This is a genomic window from Chryseobacterium sp. 1B4 (genome assembly GCF_036631475.1).
Taxonomy (GTDB): domain Bacteria; phylum Bacteroidota; class Bacteroidia; order Flavobacteriales; family Weeksellaceae; genus Chryseobacterium.
The window spans coordinates 759,580-775,459 of record NZ_JAPNUF010000007.1 but is presented as its reverse complement, the minus strand read 5'-3'; the positions used below and the strand labels follow the sequence as shown (position 1 = coordinate 775,459).

14 protein-coding genes and 4 pseudogenes are annotated in these 15,880 nt (G+C 37.8%); 3 read left to right on the top strand and 15 right to left on the bottom strand.

What is annotated here, in order from left to right; all coding sequences use genetic code 11:
* Positions 1 to 117: 117 nt before the first annotated feature.
* The 7 genes and pseudogenes from OWR28_RS13410 to OWR28_RS13380 form a co-directional block, all read right to left on the bottom strand.
* Positions 118 to 1,296 carry an acetyl-CoA C-acyltransferase gene (locus tag OWR28_RS13410; protein WP_332387027.1) on the bottom strand — a complete coding sequence of 393 codons (1,179 nt, stop codon included), beginning with the start codon at positions 1,294 to 1,296 and terminating at the stop codon, positions 118 to 120.
* A 76-nt stretch (positions 1,297 to 1,372) separates the two neighbouring features.
* On the bottom strand, positions 1,373 to 1,630 hold the full coding sequence (locus OWR28_RS13405) for a four helix bundle protein (RefSeq protein WP_332387026.1): 258 nt from the start codon (positions 1,628 to 1,630) through the stop codon (positions 1,373 to 1,375).
* 102 nt (positions 1,631 to 1,732) lie between these two features.
* A pseudogene (locus tag OWR28_RS13400) lies at positions 1,733 to 4,125 on the bottom strand (3-hydroxyacyl-CoA dehydrogenase/enoyl-CoA hydratase family protein).
* Positions 4,126 to 4,178: 53 nt separating this feature from the next.
* Entirely contained in the window at positions 4,179 to 4,631 is a 453-nt protein-coding gene (locus OWR28_RS13395; RefSeq protein WP_041461799.1) for a MarR family winged helix-turn-helix transcriptional regulator, read from the bottom strand.
* A 165-nt stretch (positions 4,632 to 4,796) separates the two neighbouring features.
* Positions 4,797 to 5,720: an ABC transporter ATP-binding protein gene (locus OWR28_RS13390; protein ID WP_332387025.1), complete on the bottom strand. Its 924-nt coding sequence runs from the start codon at positions 5,718 to 5,720 to the stop codon at positions 4,797 to 4,799.
* A gap of 242 nt (positions 5,721 to 5,962) precedes the next feature.
* The gene (locus OWR28_RS13385) at positions 5,963 to 6,934 is read right to left on the bottom strand and encodes an iron ABC transporter permease (protein WP_332387024.1); all 972 of its coding nucleotides are present in this window, start codon (positions 6,932 to 6,934) and stop codon (positions 5,963 to 5,965) included.
* Between the two features lie 24 nt (positions 6,935 to 6,958).
* On the bottom strand, positions 6,959 to 7,519 hold the full coding sequence (locus OWR28_RS13380; protein ID WP_332387023.1) for a TlpA family protein disulfide reductase: 561 nt from the start codon (positions 7,517 to 7,519) through the stop codon (positions 6,959 to 6,961).
* Between the two features lie 33 nt (positions 7,520 to 7,552).
* Between OWR28_RS13380 and OWR28_RS13375 the strand changes: the two genes are divergently transcribed.
* Both OWR28_RS13375 and OWR28_RS13370 read left to right on the top strand, forming a co-directional pair.
* Positions 7,553 to 8,677: a flavin reductase family protein gene (locus OWR28_RS13375; RefSeq protein WP_332387022.1), complete on the top strand. Its 1,125-nt coding sequence runs from the start codon at positions 7,553 to 7,555 to the stop codon at positions 8,675 to 8,677.
* Positions 8,674 to 9,290: pseudogene (locus OWR28_RS13370) on the top strand (SanA/YdcF family protein). Before OWR28_RS13375 ends, OWR28_RS13370 begins: the two are co-directional and overlap by 4 nt.
* Here OWR28_RS13370 and OWR28_RS13365 read toward each other — a convergent pair.
* The gene (locus OWR28_RS13365) at positions 9,287 to 9,832 is read right to left on the bottom strand and encodes a BamA/TamA family outer membrane protein (protein ID WP_332387466.1); all 546 of its coding nucleotides are present in this window, start codon (positions 9,830 to 9,832) and stop codon (positions 9,287 to 9,289) included. The pseudogene OWR28_RS13370 and the gene OWR28_RS13365 overlap by 4 nt on opposite strands.
* Positions 9,833 to 9,927: 95 nt before the next feature.
* Positions 9,928 to 11,895 carry an outer membrane protein assembly factor gene (locus tag OWR28_RS13360; protein WP_332387021.1) on the bottom strand — a complete coding sequence of 656 codons (1,968 nt, stop codon included), beginning with the start codon at positions 11,893 to 11,895 and terminating at the stop codon, positions 9,928 to 9,930.
* Here OWR28_RS13360 and OWR28_RS13355 point away from each other — a divergent pair.
* Positions 11,881 to 12,605, top strand: a pseudogene (locus OWR28_RS13355) (TrmH family RNA methyltransferase). The gene OWR28_RS13360 and the pseudogene OWR28_RS13355 sit on opposite strands and share 15 nt — an antisense overlap.
* An 80-nt stretch (positions 12,606 to 12,685) precedes the next feature.
* Here the strand turns inward: OWR28_RS13355 and OWR28_RS13350 are convergent.
* The 6 genes and pseudogenes from OWR28_RS13350 to porQ form a co-directional block, all read right to left on the bottom strand.
* Positions 12,686 to 12,838 (bottom strand): hypothetical protein, encoded by a 153-nt coding sequence (locus OWR28_RS13350; RefSeq protein ID WP_332387020.1) that lies wholly within the window; start codon positions 12,836 to 12,838, stop codon positions 12,686 to 12,688.
* A complete protein-coding gene (locus OWR28_RS13345; RefSeq protein WP_332387019.1) occupies positions 12,822 to 13,184 on the bottom strand; it encodes a phosphoribosyl-ATP pyrophosphatase in 363 nt (120 codons plus the stop codon). Before OWR28_RS13345 ends, OWR28_RS13350 begins: the two co-directional genes overlap by 17 nt.
* A 107-nt stretch (positions 13,185 to 13,291) precedes the next feature.
* Entirely contained in the window at positions 13,292 to 13,495 is a 204-nt protein-coding gene (locus OWR28_RS13340; protein WP_332387018.1) for a hypothetical protein, read from the bottom strand.
* A gap of 78 nt (positions 13,496 to 13,573) precedes the next feature.
* Positions 13,574 to 13,923, bottom strand: a pseudogene (locus OWR28_RS13335) (YtxH domain-containing protein).
* Positions 13,924 to 14,018: 95 nt separating this feature from the next.
* Positions 14,019 to 14,693: a (d)CMP kinase gene (gene cmk, locus OWR28_RS13330; RefSeq protein WP_332387017.1), complete on the bottom strand. Its 675-nt coding sequence runs from the start codon at positions 14,691 to 14,693 to the stop codon at positions 14,019 to 14,021.
* A gap of 84 nt (positions 14,694 to 14,777) precedes the next feature.
* Positions 14,778 to 15,770 (bottom strand): type IX secretion system protein PorQ, encoded by a 993-nt coding sequence (porQ, locus tag OWR28_RS13325; RefSeq protein ID WP_332387016.1) that lies wholly within the window; start codon positions 15,768 to 15,770, stop codon positions 14,778 to 14,780.
* Positions 15,771 to 15,880 lie beyond the last annotated feature (110 nt).

The following is a 15,880-nucleotide window of genomic DNA, read 5'->3' as shown; positions in this document are numbered from 1 at the left end:
TTTTTATTTTTTGTAAAAAGTATAATGTAAAATGTACATTGTACTTTTTTATGAAATTATTATTATGTAAGATTTAATACTTTATACTTTATACATTGTACAACGGACATTATACAATTATAAAAGTTCAAAAATAGAAGCTGCTCCCTGTCCGGTTCCTACGCACATAGAAACCATTCCGTATTTGTTGCCGCGTTTTCTCATTTCATCAAGAAGCTGAACCGTAAGTTTGGTTCCTGTACATCCAAGCGGGTGGCCAAGGGCGATGGCTCCTCCATTTACGTTTAAGATGTCAGGATTTAAACCTAATTCTTTCTTGATCGCAACTGATTGAGAGGCAAAAGCTTCGTTAAGCTCAATTAACTCAATATCTTTTAATTCAAGACCGGCTTGTTTCAACGCTTTCGGGATAGCATAGATAGGCCCCATTCCCATGATTCTTGGCTCCAGTCCGGCGGCAGCGTAAGCTACTAATCTTGCTTCAGGCTCTAATCCTAATTCTTTTACCATTTCCTCACTCATTACCATTACGAAAGCTGCTCCGTCACTCATCTGAGAAGAGTTTCCGGCAGTTACGCTTCCTCCGTTGGCAAATACAGGTCTTAATTTTGCAAGGCCAGCTAAAGAAGTATCCGCTCTTGGACCTTCATCTACTGAAAAATCAAACTTTTTGGTCTGCAGTTTCTGATTTTCGTCCAGGAAGTTATATTCTACAGGAATCGGAACGATCTGGCTGGCAAATCTGCCTTCCTGATTCGCTTTTAAAGCCTTCATGTGAGATTCAAAAGCAAACTGATCCTGTTCTTCTCTTGTAATTTTATATTGTTTTGCCACTTCTTCAGCCGTGTAGCCCATTCCCCAGTAATAGTCAGGGTTGGTTTTTGCGATATCCGTTTCAGGGACAGGCTTATAACCTCCCATTGGAATATATGACATCGATTCGGTACCACCAGCGATGATACAATCCGCCATGCCAGCCTGGATTTTTGCAGAAGCAATTGCAATCGCCTCACTTCCTGAAGCACAGTATCTGTTTACTGTAACTCCCGGAACTTTATCCGTATTTAATCCCATCAGAGAGATCAGACGTGCAACGTTCAGCCCTTGTTCAGCTTCAGGCATTGCATTTCCTACGATAAGGTCATCAATTCTGTTTTTATCTAATTGCGGAAGCTCAGCCATTAATTTTTCAATAACGGTAGCCGCCATCACATCAGGACGTGTAAAACGCAGAGAGCCTTTTGGCGCCTTTCCTACTGCTGTTCTGAATCCTTTTACTATGTATGCTGTTTTCATTTATGTAAAATGTATTATGTACAATGTAAAATGTACAGTGTACGTTATTTTGAATAATTTTGTTTTAATTTGATTATCATGTTTTGAACATGTTTAATTTCGGATATGAGCAAATCAAAATCATCTTTTTAATGAATTCCAAATCATGAGCAATGATGACCTGAGTTTCAAATTCAAATGAAGATCCTAATGCAATGTTTAAGAACTGACAAAACTGAGGGTCAGAATCCCTTCCGGCTCCTTCAGCAATATTTGAGGGAATTGAATAAAGACTTCTTCTTGACTGCGAAGTCAATCCGAATAATTCTTCTTTTGGAAAGTCCTTAGAAATCATATAATAATGCTTACAAAGCAAAATTGATTTCTTCCAAACTTCCAACTCCCTGAAATTATGCATGTCAATACCTTTTACATTTTACATCCGACATTGTACAAATTAATTCCTCAACGGTTTTCCATTTTGTAACATATACTGAATTCTCTCCAGAGTTTTCTCTCTCCGCAAAGCTGTAAGAAAGTTTCTCTTTCAAGGTTCAGCAGATATTGTTCTGTAACAACTGTAGGTTCAGACAGGTTTCCACCTACCATTACGTTGGCCAGCTTATCTGCAATTTTCTTATCATGCTCAGAAATATAGTTTCCTGTTAACATCTGGTCTGTTCCTACATAGAACATTCCTAAGGCATCTTTACCAAGAACTTTTACTTTCTGCTCAATAGGTTGGGTATATCCTTGTTCTGCCATTAGTTTGGCTACTTTTTTAGCCTCTGCAATCTGTCTGTTTTTGCTTACAGAGACAATATCTTTTCCTTTTTCAAGGATTCCCATATCATAAGCTTCATAGGCTGAAGTGGCAACTTTACCCATAGCGATGTTCATGAAAGCATCACGAAGCCTGTTATTTTTAACATCATCGTTGTGGAATTCCCTGGAAGTTCTTAGAGTCAGTTCTTTAGTACCACCACCGCCGGGGATTACCCCAACTCCGGTTTCTACAAGTCCGATATACGTTTCAGCGGCTGCAACCACCCGGTCTGCATGCATTGTCATTTCGCAGCCTCCGCCTAAAGTCATTCCGTGAGGAGCAACTACTACAGGAATAGAAGAGTAGCGTACTCTCATCATGGATTTCTGGAAGTAAGCGATAGCCATATTCAGATCATCCCAATCCTGCTCAATAGCCATCATGAGGATCATAGCAAGGTTAGCTCCTACAGAGAAGTTTGCTCCCTGGTTCCCGATTACCAGTCCGTCGTATTCTTTTTCTGCCAAATCAATCGCTCTGTTCAATCCATCAAGAACTTCACCTCCGAGAGAGTTCATTTTTGAGCGGATCTCAAAGTTGATAATTCCATCTCCCAAATCTTCAATAGCAGCCCCTGAATTACTCCAAAGTGTTTTATTTTTTCTGATATTATCTAAAATGATAAATGCATCCTGACCTGGAATTTTATTGTATTCTCCTGAATTTTTATCCACATAAATACTTTGTCCCTCATCATTAACTTTATAGAATGTTTCTACATTTTTTACCCAATCCGAAACTTCATATCCTGCATCTTTTGCCAGTTCAATACCTTTTGCAACGCCTACAGCGTCCCAGATTTCAAACGGACCGTTTTCCCATCCGAAACCGGCTCTCATAGCATCGTCTATTTTGTAAACTTCGTCAGAAATTTCAGGAACTTTGTGCGACACATAAGCGAACAATGCGCCCAGAGATTTTCTGTACAATTCACCGGCTTTATCTTTACCGCCGATCAGCACTTTGAACCTGTCTATCGGTTTATCAATAGATTTTGTTAATTCCAGGGTAGGGAATGATGATTTTCCCTGAAGCTCATATTCTAAAGTATCAAGGTTTAATCCGTGAATTTCAGATTTTCCTTCTGCATTTTTCACTTTTTTATAGAATCCCTGCTCTGTTTTTGAACCCAGCCACTTGTTATCCATCATCTTCTGGATATAGTCAGGAAGTGCAAAAACGTCGTTGAAATCATTGGCTTCAGCACCACTCTGGCGAACTCCGTTGGCTACCATTACCAATGTATCAAGACCTACCACATCAGCTGTTCTGAATGTTGCAGATTTCGGACGTCCTATAACCGGACCTGTTAATTTATCAACATCAGAAACGGTAAGTCCTAATTTCTGTACATTGTGAAGAAGATCCATCATAGAGAAAACTCCGATTCTGTTGGCAATGAATGCCGGAGTATCTTTTGCCAGAACCGTGGTTTTACCTAAGAATTTCGCTCCATAGTTCATATAGAAATCGATGATCTCAGGATCTGTATCGTTAGTAGGAATAATCTCTAAAAGAGGAAGATATCTTACCGGGTTGAAGAAGTGCGTTCCGGCAAAGTATTTTTTGAAATCCTCGCTTCTGCCTTCTGTCAGCAGGTGAATAGGAATCCCGGATGTATTGGAGGAAATTAATGTTCCCGGTTTTCTGAACTGTTCAATCTTTTCGTAAACCGACTTTTTGATATCAAGCCTTTCTACCACCACTTCAATGATCCAGTCCGTATTTTTGATTTTCGGCAAATCGTCATCGAAATTTCCGATTTTGATTCTGTCTGCAAACTTTGGTGAATAAAGAAGTGCAGGACTTGCTTTTTTAAGTTTTTCAAAGTTTTCGGAAGCAATTCTGTTTCTTACTACCTTATCATCTTTGGTCAAACCTTTTTTCTGTTCAGCTTCAGTAAGTTCAAAAGGAACAATATCCAAGAGTGATACTTCAACACCAATATTGGCGAAGTGAGCTGCGATACCGCTTCCCATAATTCCTGAACCAAGAACCGTTACATGTTTGATTCTTCTTTTCATATGTAAATTTTTATTTTGAGAAGATTAGATGGAACCGAAAGGTTCATCATAATTTATTTTCTGTTATTTAATAATTCGTTTGCTATTTTCATGATTTCGCTCATTACATCTTTGAACGTTTCCATCTTTTCAGGAGAGATCTTTTCCATGACCTTCTTGTTAAAGTTGACAACGACTTCTTTAGACATGTTTCTGGAGTTTAACCCTTTATCTGTAAGTTTAATGATAACCTCTCTCTTATCAGTGGTTGTTTTTTCCTTATAGATATATCCGTTATCTTCCAGAAGTTTGATGATTCTCGTTAAAGAAGTCGGCTCAATAGCCATCTTTGGACCGAGATTGGTACTTCGGGTCCCTTCTTTAGGATCTATTTTAAGAAGAGTGAGGGCCTGTACAGCCGTTGAATCATGTTCCTGAGCTAATTCTGTGTACATTTTTGAAACAGCCAGCCAGGTCTGCTTTAAAATTAAATCTACGTTTTCTATTTTTTCCTTATTATTATCCATCATTTTTGCGCCAATGGTTTTACCCAAATTTAATAAATATTATGCATGCATAATATTTATTAACGTTAAATTTTGTTAATAACCTGATAGTAAACAGATTAAATTGTATGATTAGCATAATACTATGCATGCATAGTATATGAATTAATCAAAGAAAACCTAGTATTAATGAATGTTTGAGATTAAATTAACAATTTCTTCAAAAGATTCACATTGGTAATGCGCGGAATCTTTAGTAATTACCCAAAATGGGGCCTGAAATTCAAAATTCAGGTCAGACAGGTCTTTTGGGAAGTTTTTTTGAAGCAGGGAATACAGCATTTCCTTGTGAAACTGGGGAGCGGAAATAAAAGGCGGAATAAAAGTCTCGTTGATTTGAAATAAGGAAGCATTGGTAAGCTCACTATGCTGAAGTAAAATGTCCTCAACAATCCCGGAATACAGATGGCTTTCTTTTACATACCAGATCTTGTCTGCAAACTCTTTGGCCAATCGCCAGTCATGGGAAGAAAACAGGATAAGCTTATTCTGGTCCCTGGCCAGTTTTCTCAGGGTTTTGAGAATAATGATTTTGTTTTTCTCATCCAGATGGGTTGTAGGCTCATCCAGGATAATGATAGGAGAGTTTTGGGTAATGGCACGGCCGATAAATGCTTTCTGCAGATTTCCGTCTGAGAGGTTTTTAAGAAGAGTATATCGGTATTGATTTAAGTCCAGTTCTTCAATAATATGGGTAACTTCTTCGCGGTCTTGTTGGGTTAACTCAAAATAAAAAGGGTAATAAATGTACTTTCCCAGGGAAATGAGGTCCTCAACTGTATAATGCTGCGGTATTACCGACTTTGAAAAAACGATGGCAATGTTTTCTGCAATTTCCTTTACCGAAAGATTCTTTACATTTTTGCCATTAATAAAGATTTCGCCATCCAGTAAAGGAAGCTGATTCAGAACAGACTTGATAAGCGTTGTTTTTCCAACCCCATTATTACCAATCAGCAGGCATACATCCCCAAGCTTTAAATCCGCATTGGCATTGGAGATTAGTGTTGTACTGTAACCGATATTAGCCTGTTTGATCTGTAGGTGCATACTTGATTCTTCTTGATTGATTGCTGTGGGTTTTATGGATTTGTTATTTCTTTGATTCTGTTTTGTTTTTTCATGCTGAAAGCATCTAGACAAAGTAATTTAGATTCCTTCGGAATGACACAGTATGATTGATTTCCTTTTTACCCATTGAAGTAAGTTATAAAATTATTCTCAAATTCTATGAGTTATTTTCCTGGTCTGTATTATTTTGAAATTGGTTGCTCGGTTTATATACACCATCATCACACTTTATTCTGTTTCAATAGCATCATCAGAATCACAGGTATTCCAAAAACCGAGCTTATCACATTCAAAGGAATCTGTGTTTTTTCTGAAATGACAGAGAAAAGCAGCATGATCAGCATTCCCAGAAACATATTAAGAATCCACTGCTGCCATAGTCTGGATGGGTTATAAACCAATCTGCAGAAGTGAGGAACAATGATTCCGATAAATAAAATAGGTCCCAGAAATGCAGTAATAGAAGCGGATAGAAGGGAGGATGCAATGATGATTAAAAGCTTCAGCTGTTTCAGGTTTACTCCTAAACTTTGTGCATATGAATTGCCGAGAGAATTACCGATAAGTGGTTTTATAGCCTTAAAACAGATGAACATACCGATAAAAACAAGGACAGACAATACATAAATCTGGTTTCTGGTCACCATATTATTCGCTCCGAAAGACCATAAAATATAGTTTTTAAGGCTTTGATTTTCCGCATAAAACTGAAGTAATGACACAATAGCACCGGCAAAAGCAGATATGAGAAACCCGAAAATAATAAGGTATGATTTATCCTGAAATCTGTTGGACATGGACAGCAATATCAGCATCAGCAGTAAACTCCCGCCAATGGCTGATAAACTCAGGAAACTATTTTGTAAAAACTCAGGCAGTAGAATATTATGGGAGAAGAAAATATAAAAGGCAACCGATAAACTGGCGACCGATGTTATTCCCAATATATCAGGTCCTGCCAGCGGATTCTGGAAATATTCCTGCATCAGAAAACCTGAAGTAGGAATTGAAATTCCGGCCAGCATCATTACCAGAACACGGTTGATGCGGATTTCGGCAATTTGGTTATGAGCTGAATCCTGAAAGAAATCCCCGAAACTTAAACTTAAAAATCCTGTGTTCATATTAATGACAGCACTGATAATAATAGCGGTCACAAATAATAAACACAGGATTTTAAATCTTTTTGACATGATTCAGAAAGAGTTCAGTCTATTTTATTTTAAGAAAGAATCGATTTTTGAATTCAGGACATCTTCCGTCATCATTCCCAGATATTCATCAGTTTTATCACCTTTTCTCATGAAAGTAAAAGGAATAGAACCTCCGTCCCACTGTTTGAAGTTGTTATGGAAGAAGTTTTGATCTAATTTTTGTCCGTCCAGTAAGACGATGCTGTTTCCCAGTTTGTTTTCTGCAGCAAAATTCTTAACAGCACCGGCCCATTCAGCTTTGTCATCAAGGTTTACAAAGGTGAATTTTACAGGCTTTCCTTTTAATTCCTCCATTTTACTTTTAAAACTTGGAATTTCTCTCATACACGGGCCACACCAGGTTGCAAAGAAATTGGTAACATATAAAGTGTCATTATTTTTTGCCAGATGCTGGCTTACATTTTCCGGGGAGAGTTCTTTGGGAAGAACTGTACTTCCTTCAGCTTCTGTGGTTTGAGATACAGAAAGGGAATCTGCAGAAGCTGTGTTTTCAGTTTTCTGACCTTCTTTTTTACAGCTGTACAATGCAGTAAGAAGTAACGTGGATAAAATTATCTTCTTCATAAATTATTTTTTATCTATTTTTGAATTGAAGTTATGGAACAACAAATCTATAAAGGGAAACTGATACAGTTTCATCCGTTAAAAATAGCGAAAAAGGAACAGCTGACCAAAAATACTTTTTCTCTGGAGTTTGATATTCCCGGGAATGTAAAGGAAAATTTCAGGTTTGAAGCAGGGCAGTATGTCAGTGTAAGATTTCAGTCACATGGGAAAGAGGTTATTCATGATTACTCAATGACTTCAGCACCTTATGAAGGAAAAATAAGCCTGGGAATAAAGATCAACTCTTCTGAAGGAGCTACATCCCAGCTGTTTCAAAACTATAATACAGGTGACGTTCTATGGGTAAGCGAACCGGCGGGAAGATTTACACTGGTCTCCAAACCAAGCGAATTCAGAACAATTGTTGCTTTTGCAGCCGGAATCGGAATTACTCCTATTGTAAGCCATTTTAAAAATATCCTTCACAACGAGCCCAGAACCCGTTTGTTTTTATTCTTTGGAAATAAAAGCTCGGATGATCTTGTATACCGTGATCAATTGGATAATCTTGCCAGAACATGTGGAGACAGGCTTCAGATTTTTTACTTTTTTTCACAGGAGAAAATTGCCGATCAGTTTTTTTATGGCCGGCTGGATGAGAAGAAACTGAATCTTATTATTAATCAGATCCTCCATTTGGATGATACCGATGAAGAATCTACCATCTGGGATGCGGTAGACGAGGTATTGATCTGCGGAAAAGGAGAAATGATCAAAACCCTGGCGAATGCCTGCTATCACCATGGGATTCCGAAAAAGAACATTCATTTTGAGCTTTTTGAAGAGTTCAATGATGATATTTATCCTGTAGAAAAAGAATTTCCTCTTATTGAAAATATAGAAGTTGAATTTACCATGCTGGGAAAACAATATACAACCCTGCTTCCTGATAATAAGGATAAAATTCTTCAACAGCTTCTTATTCAGAAATTTCCGGTACCTTATTCCTGCAAATCAGGAATATGCGGCAGCTGTGAATGTTCTTTGGAAGAAGGAGAAGTGGAACTGCTGGAGAATGAGTATCTTACCGAAAAAGAGGAAGCGCAGGGACGTATTTTAGCTTGTATGTCTATTGTGAAAAGTAAAAAAATAAAGCTTAACTTTGATCTTAGTTGAGAGTTATTAAGAACATATTTAACCTTGGGTTTATATCACTGGAATTAGGGATTCTGATGATATGCCTGTGTAATGCGTGGGTTTTCGGGCTCACCAACGGGAGAACCTATACCAAAATCTCAAAAATACCACCCAGGGAAATCGCTTTGGTGCTGGGAACATCTCCTAAAATGAGATCAGGAAAATCCAATCCTTATTTCACCAAAAGAATGGACGCTGCAGCACTTCTTTACCATCACGGGAAAATCAAAAAGATTATAGTGAGCGGGGAGAAGAGCAAAGGATACAATGAGCCGGGAGCTATGAGAAACTATCTGGTGAATCAGGAAGGTGTTCCTGAAGATATTATTGTAGAAGATCCGAAGGGATTCAATACCTATAAAAGTATTCTGCGCTGTAAGGATGTTTATAAAAAGAAAAATGTCATCATTGTATCTCAGGGATATCATAACCTCAGAGCATTGTTTTTTGCAAGAAATAATGATATGAATGCTTTGGGATTTGATGCGCAGGATGTCACAAAACCTGAAAGCTTTTACAGAAATCAGGCGAGGAAATCCTCGCCCGTGTGATTGCTGTAGTGTATTTTATTTTAGGCGTTTCTCCGGATTAGAAAGGATACCCGAACGCGATATTAACTGTTGGCTTGAAAGGCTGGATGTATTTGATTCTCCATCGGTCACCTTCAGGTTTATTCGGATCATAGATCTTGTAGGCAAGGTCAATTCTTGCAGTAACGTAAGCAATATTTAACCTTAATCCGAACCCGCTTCCGATACCAACCTGTTTCCAGAACTTGCTGAATTTAAACTCATCACCATACCCGTCGTTATAGTTACGAAGACTCCATGTATTTCCGATATCCGTAAATAAAGCTCCTTCATAAGTCTTATTGAAAGGAATTCTGTATTCAATATTGGTGGTAAGTTTTACGTTGTCTGTCATATAGGTACGAACTCTTTCATCCACCTGAGAATCTGCAGGACCTAATCCTCCAAATGCTACCCAGGCTCTGATATCGTTGGAACCTCCGTTGAAATAAGATTTGATAATAGGCATATCCTGGGAATTCCCATAAGGTATTCCTACTCCGATGAACTGGCGAAGTACCAATGTCTGGTTTCCGTTAAATCTGAAGTATTTTCTTGTATCAATATCAAATTTTACAAACTGCGCATAAGGCAGTCCGAAAATAGTTCTTTGCGGACCGGTAACAACACCCCCGCTGTTGTCTTTTTTATTGAATATACTTAGGATATTACCCGCAAGCTCAACTTTCCCGTTGAAATAAAATGCGTTTGGATATTCTTTTTTCCGATTTCACTATAAACAAAGTTATAGATCATGGAAGAAATAAGGACATCCTGTGTCTGCCTGTCTTTATTGACCAATGTTCCTCTGAAGGCTGTCAGCAGGTCGGTTCCCTGCTGGTTAAGACTTGCACGGTAAGCTTCGTTATCGATAATCTGTTTGGAAACTTCATCTACGCTGAGTTTTCCATCTCTATAGTCCTGCCCGGTTTGTGCTGTTTCCGAGTTGAACATAAAATAATTCCCGAAAACCTCATCTTTTACCCTTCCGTCATTCACAAAATAATCGTAGTAGGCATCTTTATTCTTTGTAAGGCTGACCTGGGTATTAAATAACGTAAGCTTATGATATACCTGGTCATTTACACTTGCCTGATAATTAAGCCCTGTATTGAAAATTAACCTTCCCAAACCGATATTGTTCTGAATTGATGCCCCAAGCAAAATAGAAGATGTAGGGGTATATCGTTTCGGAATCAGTTTGTAATAATTAAAAGGCAGCAGCAGTCTCGGGAAATTCAAGGAGGCCTGCGTTGATATTTCATAAGCAGCCACTCTTTTGCTGATATCCTTCGTACTTCTTATGGATCCGAATGTTCCTGAAAGGCTGGTAGAAAGGTTTTCCGCACCTCTGAAAACGTTTCGGGTGGTAAGGTCAACAGAAGGAGAGATCCCCAGGTTCAGGACCTGAGAATAATTGATGTCTGTTCCCACTTTCAGTTCATATTTTGGAAGCGGTTTCAGTACATATAAAATATCAACAATACTGTCGTTAGGTGAGGCCATTCCGCCTTGTCTCAGAGAGTCTCTCGCTTTAACGATACTAAAGTTATTCATCGCTAAAAGGTTTCTTTTAGTAACATCCAGCTTCGACTGGTCAAAGACTTTTTTACTGTCCGGAATAATAGCTCTCCATACGGATGAAATTTTATATTTATCATTCATTGTATGGAATCTTATTCTCCTTAAGCTGTCTTTTTTTGTATTCTTAGGGTAATCACCGGGTTCATCCACGATGGCAACGTCAATATTCCCAAAAGTAGCAATCTTATAGGGGGTATCCAGAGAGTCTTTATGAATTTCCAGGGTTAAAGGAACCTGCTTTCTGCTTTTAAGAGAATCCGCCACAAAATAGACTTCATCATTGGAAGCGTTGAATCTGTAATAACCAAACTCCCTCATCATATCAGTAATTCTTGTTACTTCTCTTTCAAGCACGGTCTGGTCAAGAATCTGTCCGGATCTTACAAGGCTTTTGTTCAGAAAAGAACTGTAGTATCCCTTGATGCCCTGATCCGGAATATTGTAGTAATAATCTTTAATGCGGGTCGGATCATTATGTCTGACAAAATAATTAACAGATGCTTTTTTAGATGCGGAATCCAAATTATGCTTGAATTTTACATCTGCATCCCAATATCCTCTGTAGGTAAGTCTTTTCTTGATAGATTCGGCACTTTTTTCACTCCTGGCCTGATCAAGAATTACCGGCGGTGTTCCCCAATTGTGCAGTAAACGGTCGAAAAGAAGGCTTTTTCCGACGCTGCTTTTCATATTATATTTAAGGAATAAAGAATCTCTCAGTTTCTGATTTCTCATCTCACCGGGATAGGTCATATATTCATTAAGTATAGTGTCATATTTCGGATCCGCCATATTGTACAGAAGGAGACTTAATGGCATAAAAAGGAATTGCTTTTTATTGGGCTTCTGCTGAATGTAGTCCTTGAGTTCCTCATCGAAAAACACTTTCTTATCTTCGAACTCTAAAGTGTTCTTGGTAAGCAGGTATTCGCCATCAGGAACTTTTTTCGTAGTACTACAAGCATAAAGGAGACCAACAAATGTTGCAAATGAGATAATTTTATAATATTTTTGAGGAGAATTCTTATAATGCTTACAGCTCATACAATAAAAGTTTTACAATCTTTAGATAAAAAGAAGTTCAGACAAAAATACAATTTGTTTTTGGTTGAAGGTAATAAAATCATTTGTGAACTTTTTAATTCTAACTTTAAAGTTAAAGAAATATTATCAATCGATCCACAAAAATTGGACCGTACTGATATCCCTGTTACTCATATCTCTGAAAATGAATTAAAAAAATCAGTTTTCTTAAAACCCCAAAAGATTCGGTTGCAGTATGCTATCTTGCTGAGGAAGAAAAACTGGAGGATAAGAATATACAGCTGGTTTTGGACGGAGTACAGGATCCGGGAAACCTGGGAACTATTATACGTCTGGCAGACTGGTTCGGGATTGAGCAGATCATCTGTAGTGAAGATACTGTAGATGTATACAACCCGAAAGTCATTCAGGCCACCATGGGATCTTTTACCAGGGTGAATGTTGTATATACCGGACTTGTGGAATATCTTTCCAAAACAGAAAATGTGAACATCGGAACAGATATGGAAGGGGAGAATATCTATACTTTTGAGAAACCGGAGAAAATCAACCTGATCTTAGGAAATGAAGGAAACGGAATGAGACCGGAAACGGAGAAGCTTTTACAGAAAAGTATCAGTATTCCGAGATTCGGAAAATCCCAGTCTACAGAAAGCCTGAATGTATCTATGGCTGCAGGGATTATTTTAGGACAGCTGTTTTCAAAATAGAAACTGGAAACTAGAGGTTAGAAATTAGTGTAAATCACTTTCTGAATATTCTCTAACTTCTAGTTTCTGACTTCTAGCTTCTATATTAGCTGCTCCATACTTGAAACACTTTTGTTTTTCTGATAGACCTCAATCTTTTTTCTGACGTATTTCAGAGCTATTGGAGCAAGGTAAATCAGAGCAGCACCAATCAGTTTTTCTTCCAGTTGGAGCTTTTCATATTTTTTTGGCATAGTTTCCTACGATAGCAGTAACACCCAGCTTAACAAGGCCGTCTGTGAGATTTCCTCCTTTGAAGGCAGAGCTGGCAATTCCTACAGCTGTATTTTTGCTGATTAAAAGGTCTTTTACTTCCGAAGTAAGCTGTTTGGCAATGACATCCTTCCTGAGAACTACTTTTTCATCACCGTCTTCATCAATCTTTTCCTGAAGATACTGGTCTGTTAAGCCATTGGTAAATGCACTCAGGCTTTCCTTTGTATTTTTGAAGGTAAGAAGATTTTCCAGATCACTTATTTCACTTTGAAGCAGTTTTTTCTTTCTCCTTAATTCTTCTATGCTCTCGTATTTTCTGCCCATAGTTTAATGATTTAAAAATTTAATAACCTGATCTGCAACAGTGTTGACGATTTTACCTTTGAATGCAACAACAAATGCCATTACCACAGCATAAAACCCTGCAACAATTAAGAATCCGTAAGAGTAATTATCCAGTGCTTTCCCGATAAGGAAAGCAATTCCAAAATTGAAAAGGATAATAAAAAAGCAAAAGCAACAAGCAGTACTACAAAGTATGTAATGAGCCCGGCAGAAAGAGACGACTTCTCAGTCGCTTCAATTTTCAGAAGATCTATTCTCTTGGAGGCGTATTCTTTAATAGTTTCTATCATTGTTTTTTTTAAAGTTACAAAAAAAGGAACTTTCGCACAAAAGTTCCTTCCCGTAATTTACTTAAAAAGATAAATTACTTATTTTTTTAGGTCATTCAGTTCTGCTTCCACATCTTTTGCGAGATCCGCAGTTTTAGAAACAATCTGATCCTTGTATTTATCATATCCGTCTTTCACAGTATGTGCTACGCTGCTAGCAGTTTCTTTGAAAGTAGAAGAAATATTGCTGTACTGGTCCTTTACTTTTTCAGAAACCTCTCCGTATTTATTTTTTGCCTGATCTTTAAGATCATTGGCCTTAGTTTTGATTTTTTTCTGGTTTCTTTACCTTCTTCCGGTGCGTATAACATTCCTAAGATTACACCTGCCGCAGCACCTGCAAGAAGTCCTGCCAATATACCTGCTGTATTATTTCCTTTTCTAGACATTTTAAGTTTTTTAATAATTAATAATAGATTAGTTTTTACAGTAATAAAACTTACAATTTGTATACCAAAGGAGGCTTAAACCCTATTAAAAATTGTTAAATCTTTCGGATGTGAGATAAAATAAGGGCTATGGTTTCATCCTTGGTCAGTTCAGAATTATCTATAACAATAGCATCTTCAGCCTGCTTCAATGGGGCTATTTCACGCTCACTGTCGATCTTGTCACGTTCTATAAGGTTTTGTTTTACCTGTTCTTTATCAGCTTCTATACCGAGGCCTTTCAGTTCCAGAAATCTTCTGTTGGTTCTTTCATCAATGCTGGCAGTAAGAAAGAATTTATAGTCTGCATTTGGCAGAACTACTGTCCCTATGTCACGTCCGTCCATAATGACTCCTCCTTTTTCTGCCAAAGTGCGCTGTGACTGCAGTAAGAAATCTCTCACTTCCTTTTGTTTGGCAACAAGGCTTACATTATCGGATACGATATTGGTACGGATTTCTTTGGAAATATCAGAATCATTAAGAAAAAGAACCAGTGTGCCGCCGTTGTTTTTAAATTCAAGTTTAATCCGGTCAAAAGAAGAGAACAGTGTATTCAGATCAATTTCACCGTCTTCGTTCACACAATGCTGCAAAGCATACCAGGTAACTCCTCTGTAAAGCGCTCCTGTATCCATATGAATAAGTCCCAGTTGATCAGCAATGATTTTAGAGATAGAACTTTTTCCGGTAGACGAGTACCCATCGATAGCAATTACAGGTTTTTTCATACTGCAAATTTCAAGATTTTTTCTTAAAAATCAAGAAGAAGTAGGAAATTTTCGGAATAATTAAGAAATTTCATGCCTGAAGAGTTATTCTCCTCTGTGGCTGGAAAGGTCCATGGAAATTCCTATCTGATTGACATTCGAAGAGTTGTGGTATCTTACATGCGCATAATCTATACGGAATCTGGAAACTTTAACTCCAAACCCTGCAGAAAGTCCTGAGAAGTTTCTCTGATCTGCCACCGCCAGCTCATTTCCTCTTTTTACATTGTATCCCAGTCTGATATTGAAGTTCTTTTCCGGAAACAATTCTGCTCCCAATGAAAAGTGATCGGCAATCTTTCTGCCGGTACCCACTTTCTGCCCGTCCAGATTCTCTTCTGAAGAAATATCAAACTTCTGAAGGTCATGTGCGGTAATAGTGATGGCAAGAGGGAAATTCTTGATGGTTTTGGTATAGCCCAGATCCACTCTGAAAGGAAGGTTTTCTCTTGTGCCATTGAAAGATTTCAGCTGAAAGCCAAAGTTTCTCATCACCAATGAAACAACTTCTTTGTTCTTTTTATTATGATAGGTAATCCCCGCTGTTCCTGAAATGGCGGAAGAAGTATAATTGTCAATTTTTGAGGTAATAAAATTAAGCCCTCCACCAATAGTCCAGTCTTCTTCAAACTGGTAGGCATAGCCTGCGCCAATGGCTACATCTGAAGCTTTGAATTCTCCGTTTTCGAATCCGCTTTCATCCGTTCTCGGAATACTTCCATAGCTCATATACCTTGCATTGATGGTCGCCATATGGCCGTTTTCAAAGTCTTTGGCATAAGCAATCGTTCCGTATTTCGAATCGGCAAGGTATGCCGTTGCATTTACAGAAAGCTGTTTATCAGAATCTTTATTTAACAGGGCAGGGTTTGCAATAGCAAAGGAAACATCATAATCTCTTACCGAAATTGCATCACCGCCCAAAGCAGCTTGTCTTGCAGATACAGGTACATTTAAGAACGGATAAACATTTGTTCCTGTTTGCGCATAAGAAACAATTCCTGATAGAAATAATGAAAAAATGATAATTTTCTTCAATTCAATTTATAATTAATGCAAAAATAATCCTTTTTCGTACTTTTCAAAATATTTCTTACATTATTTCTATTTAAATATTTTTCTTTTAACAACATTTTTAATGATTATAT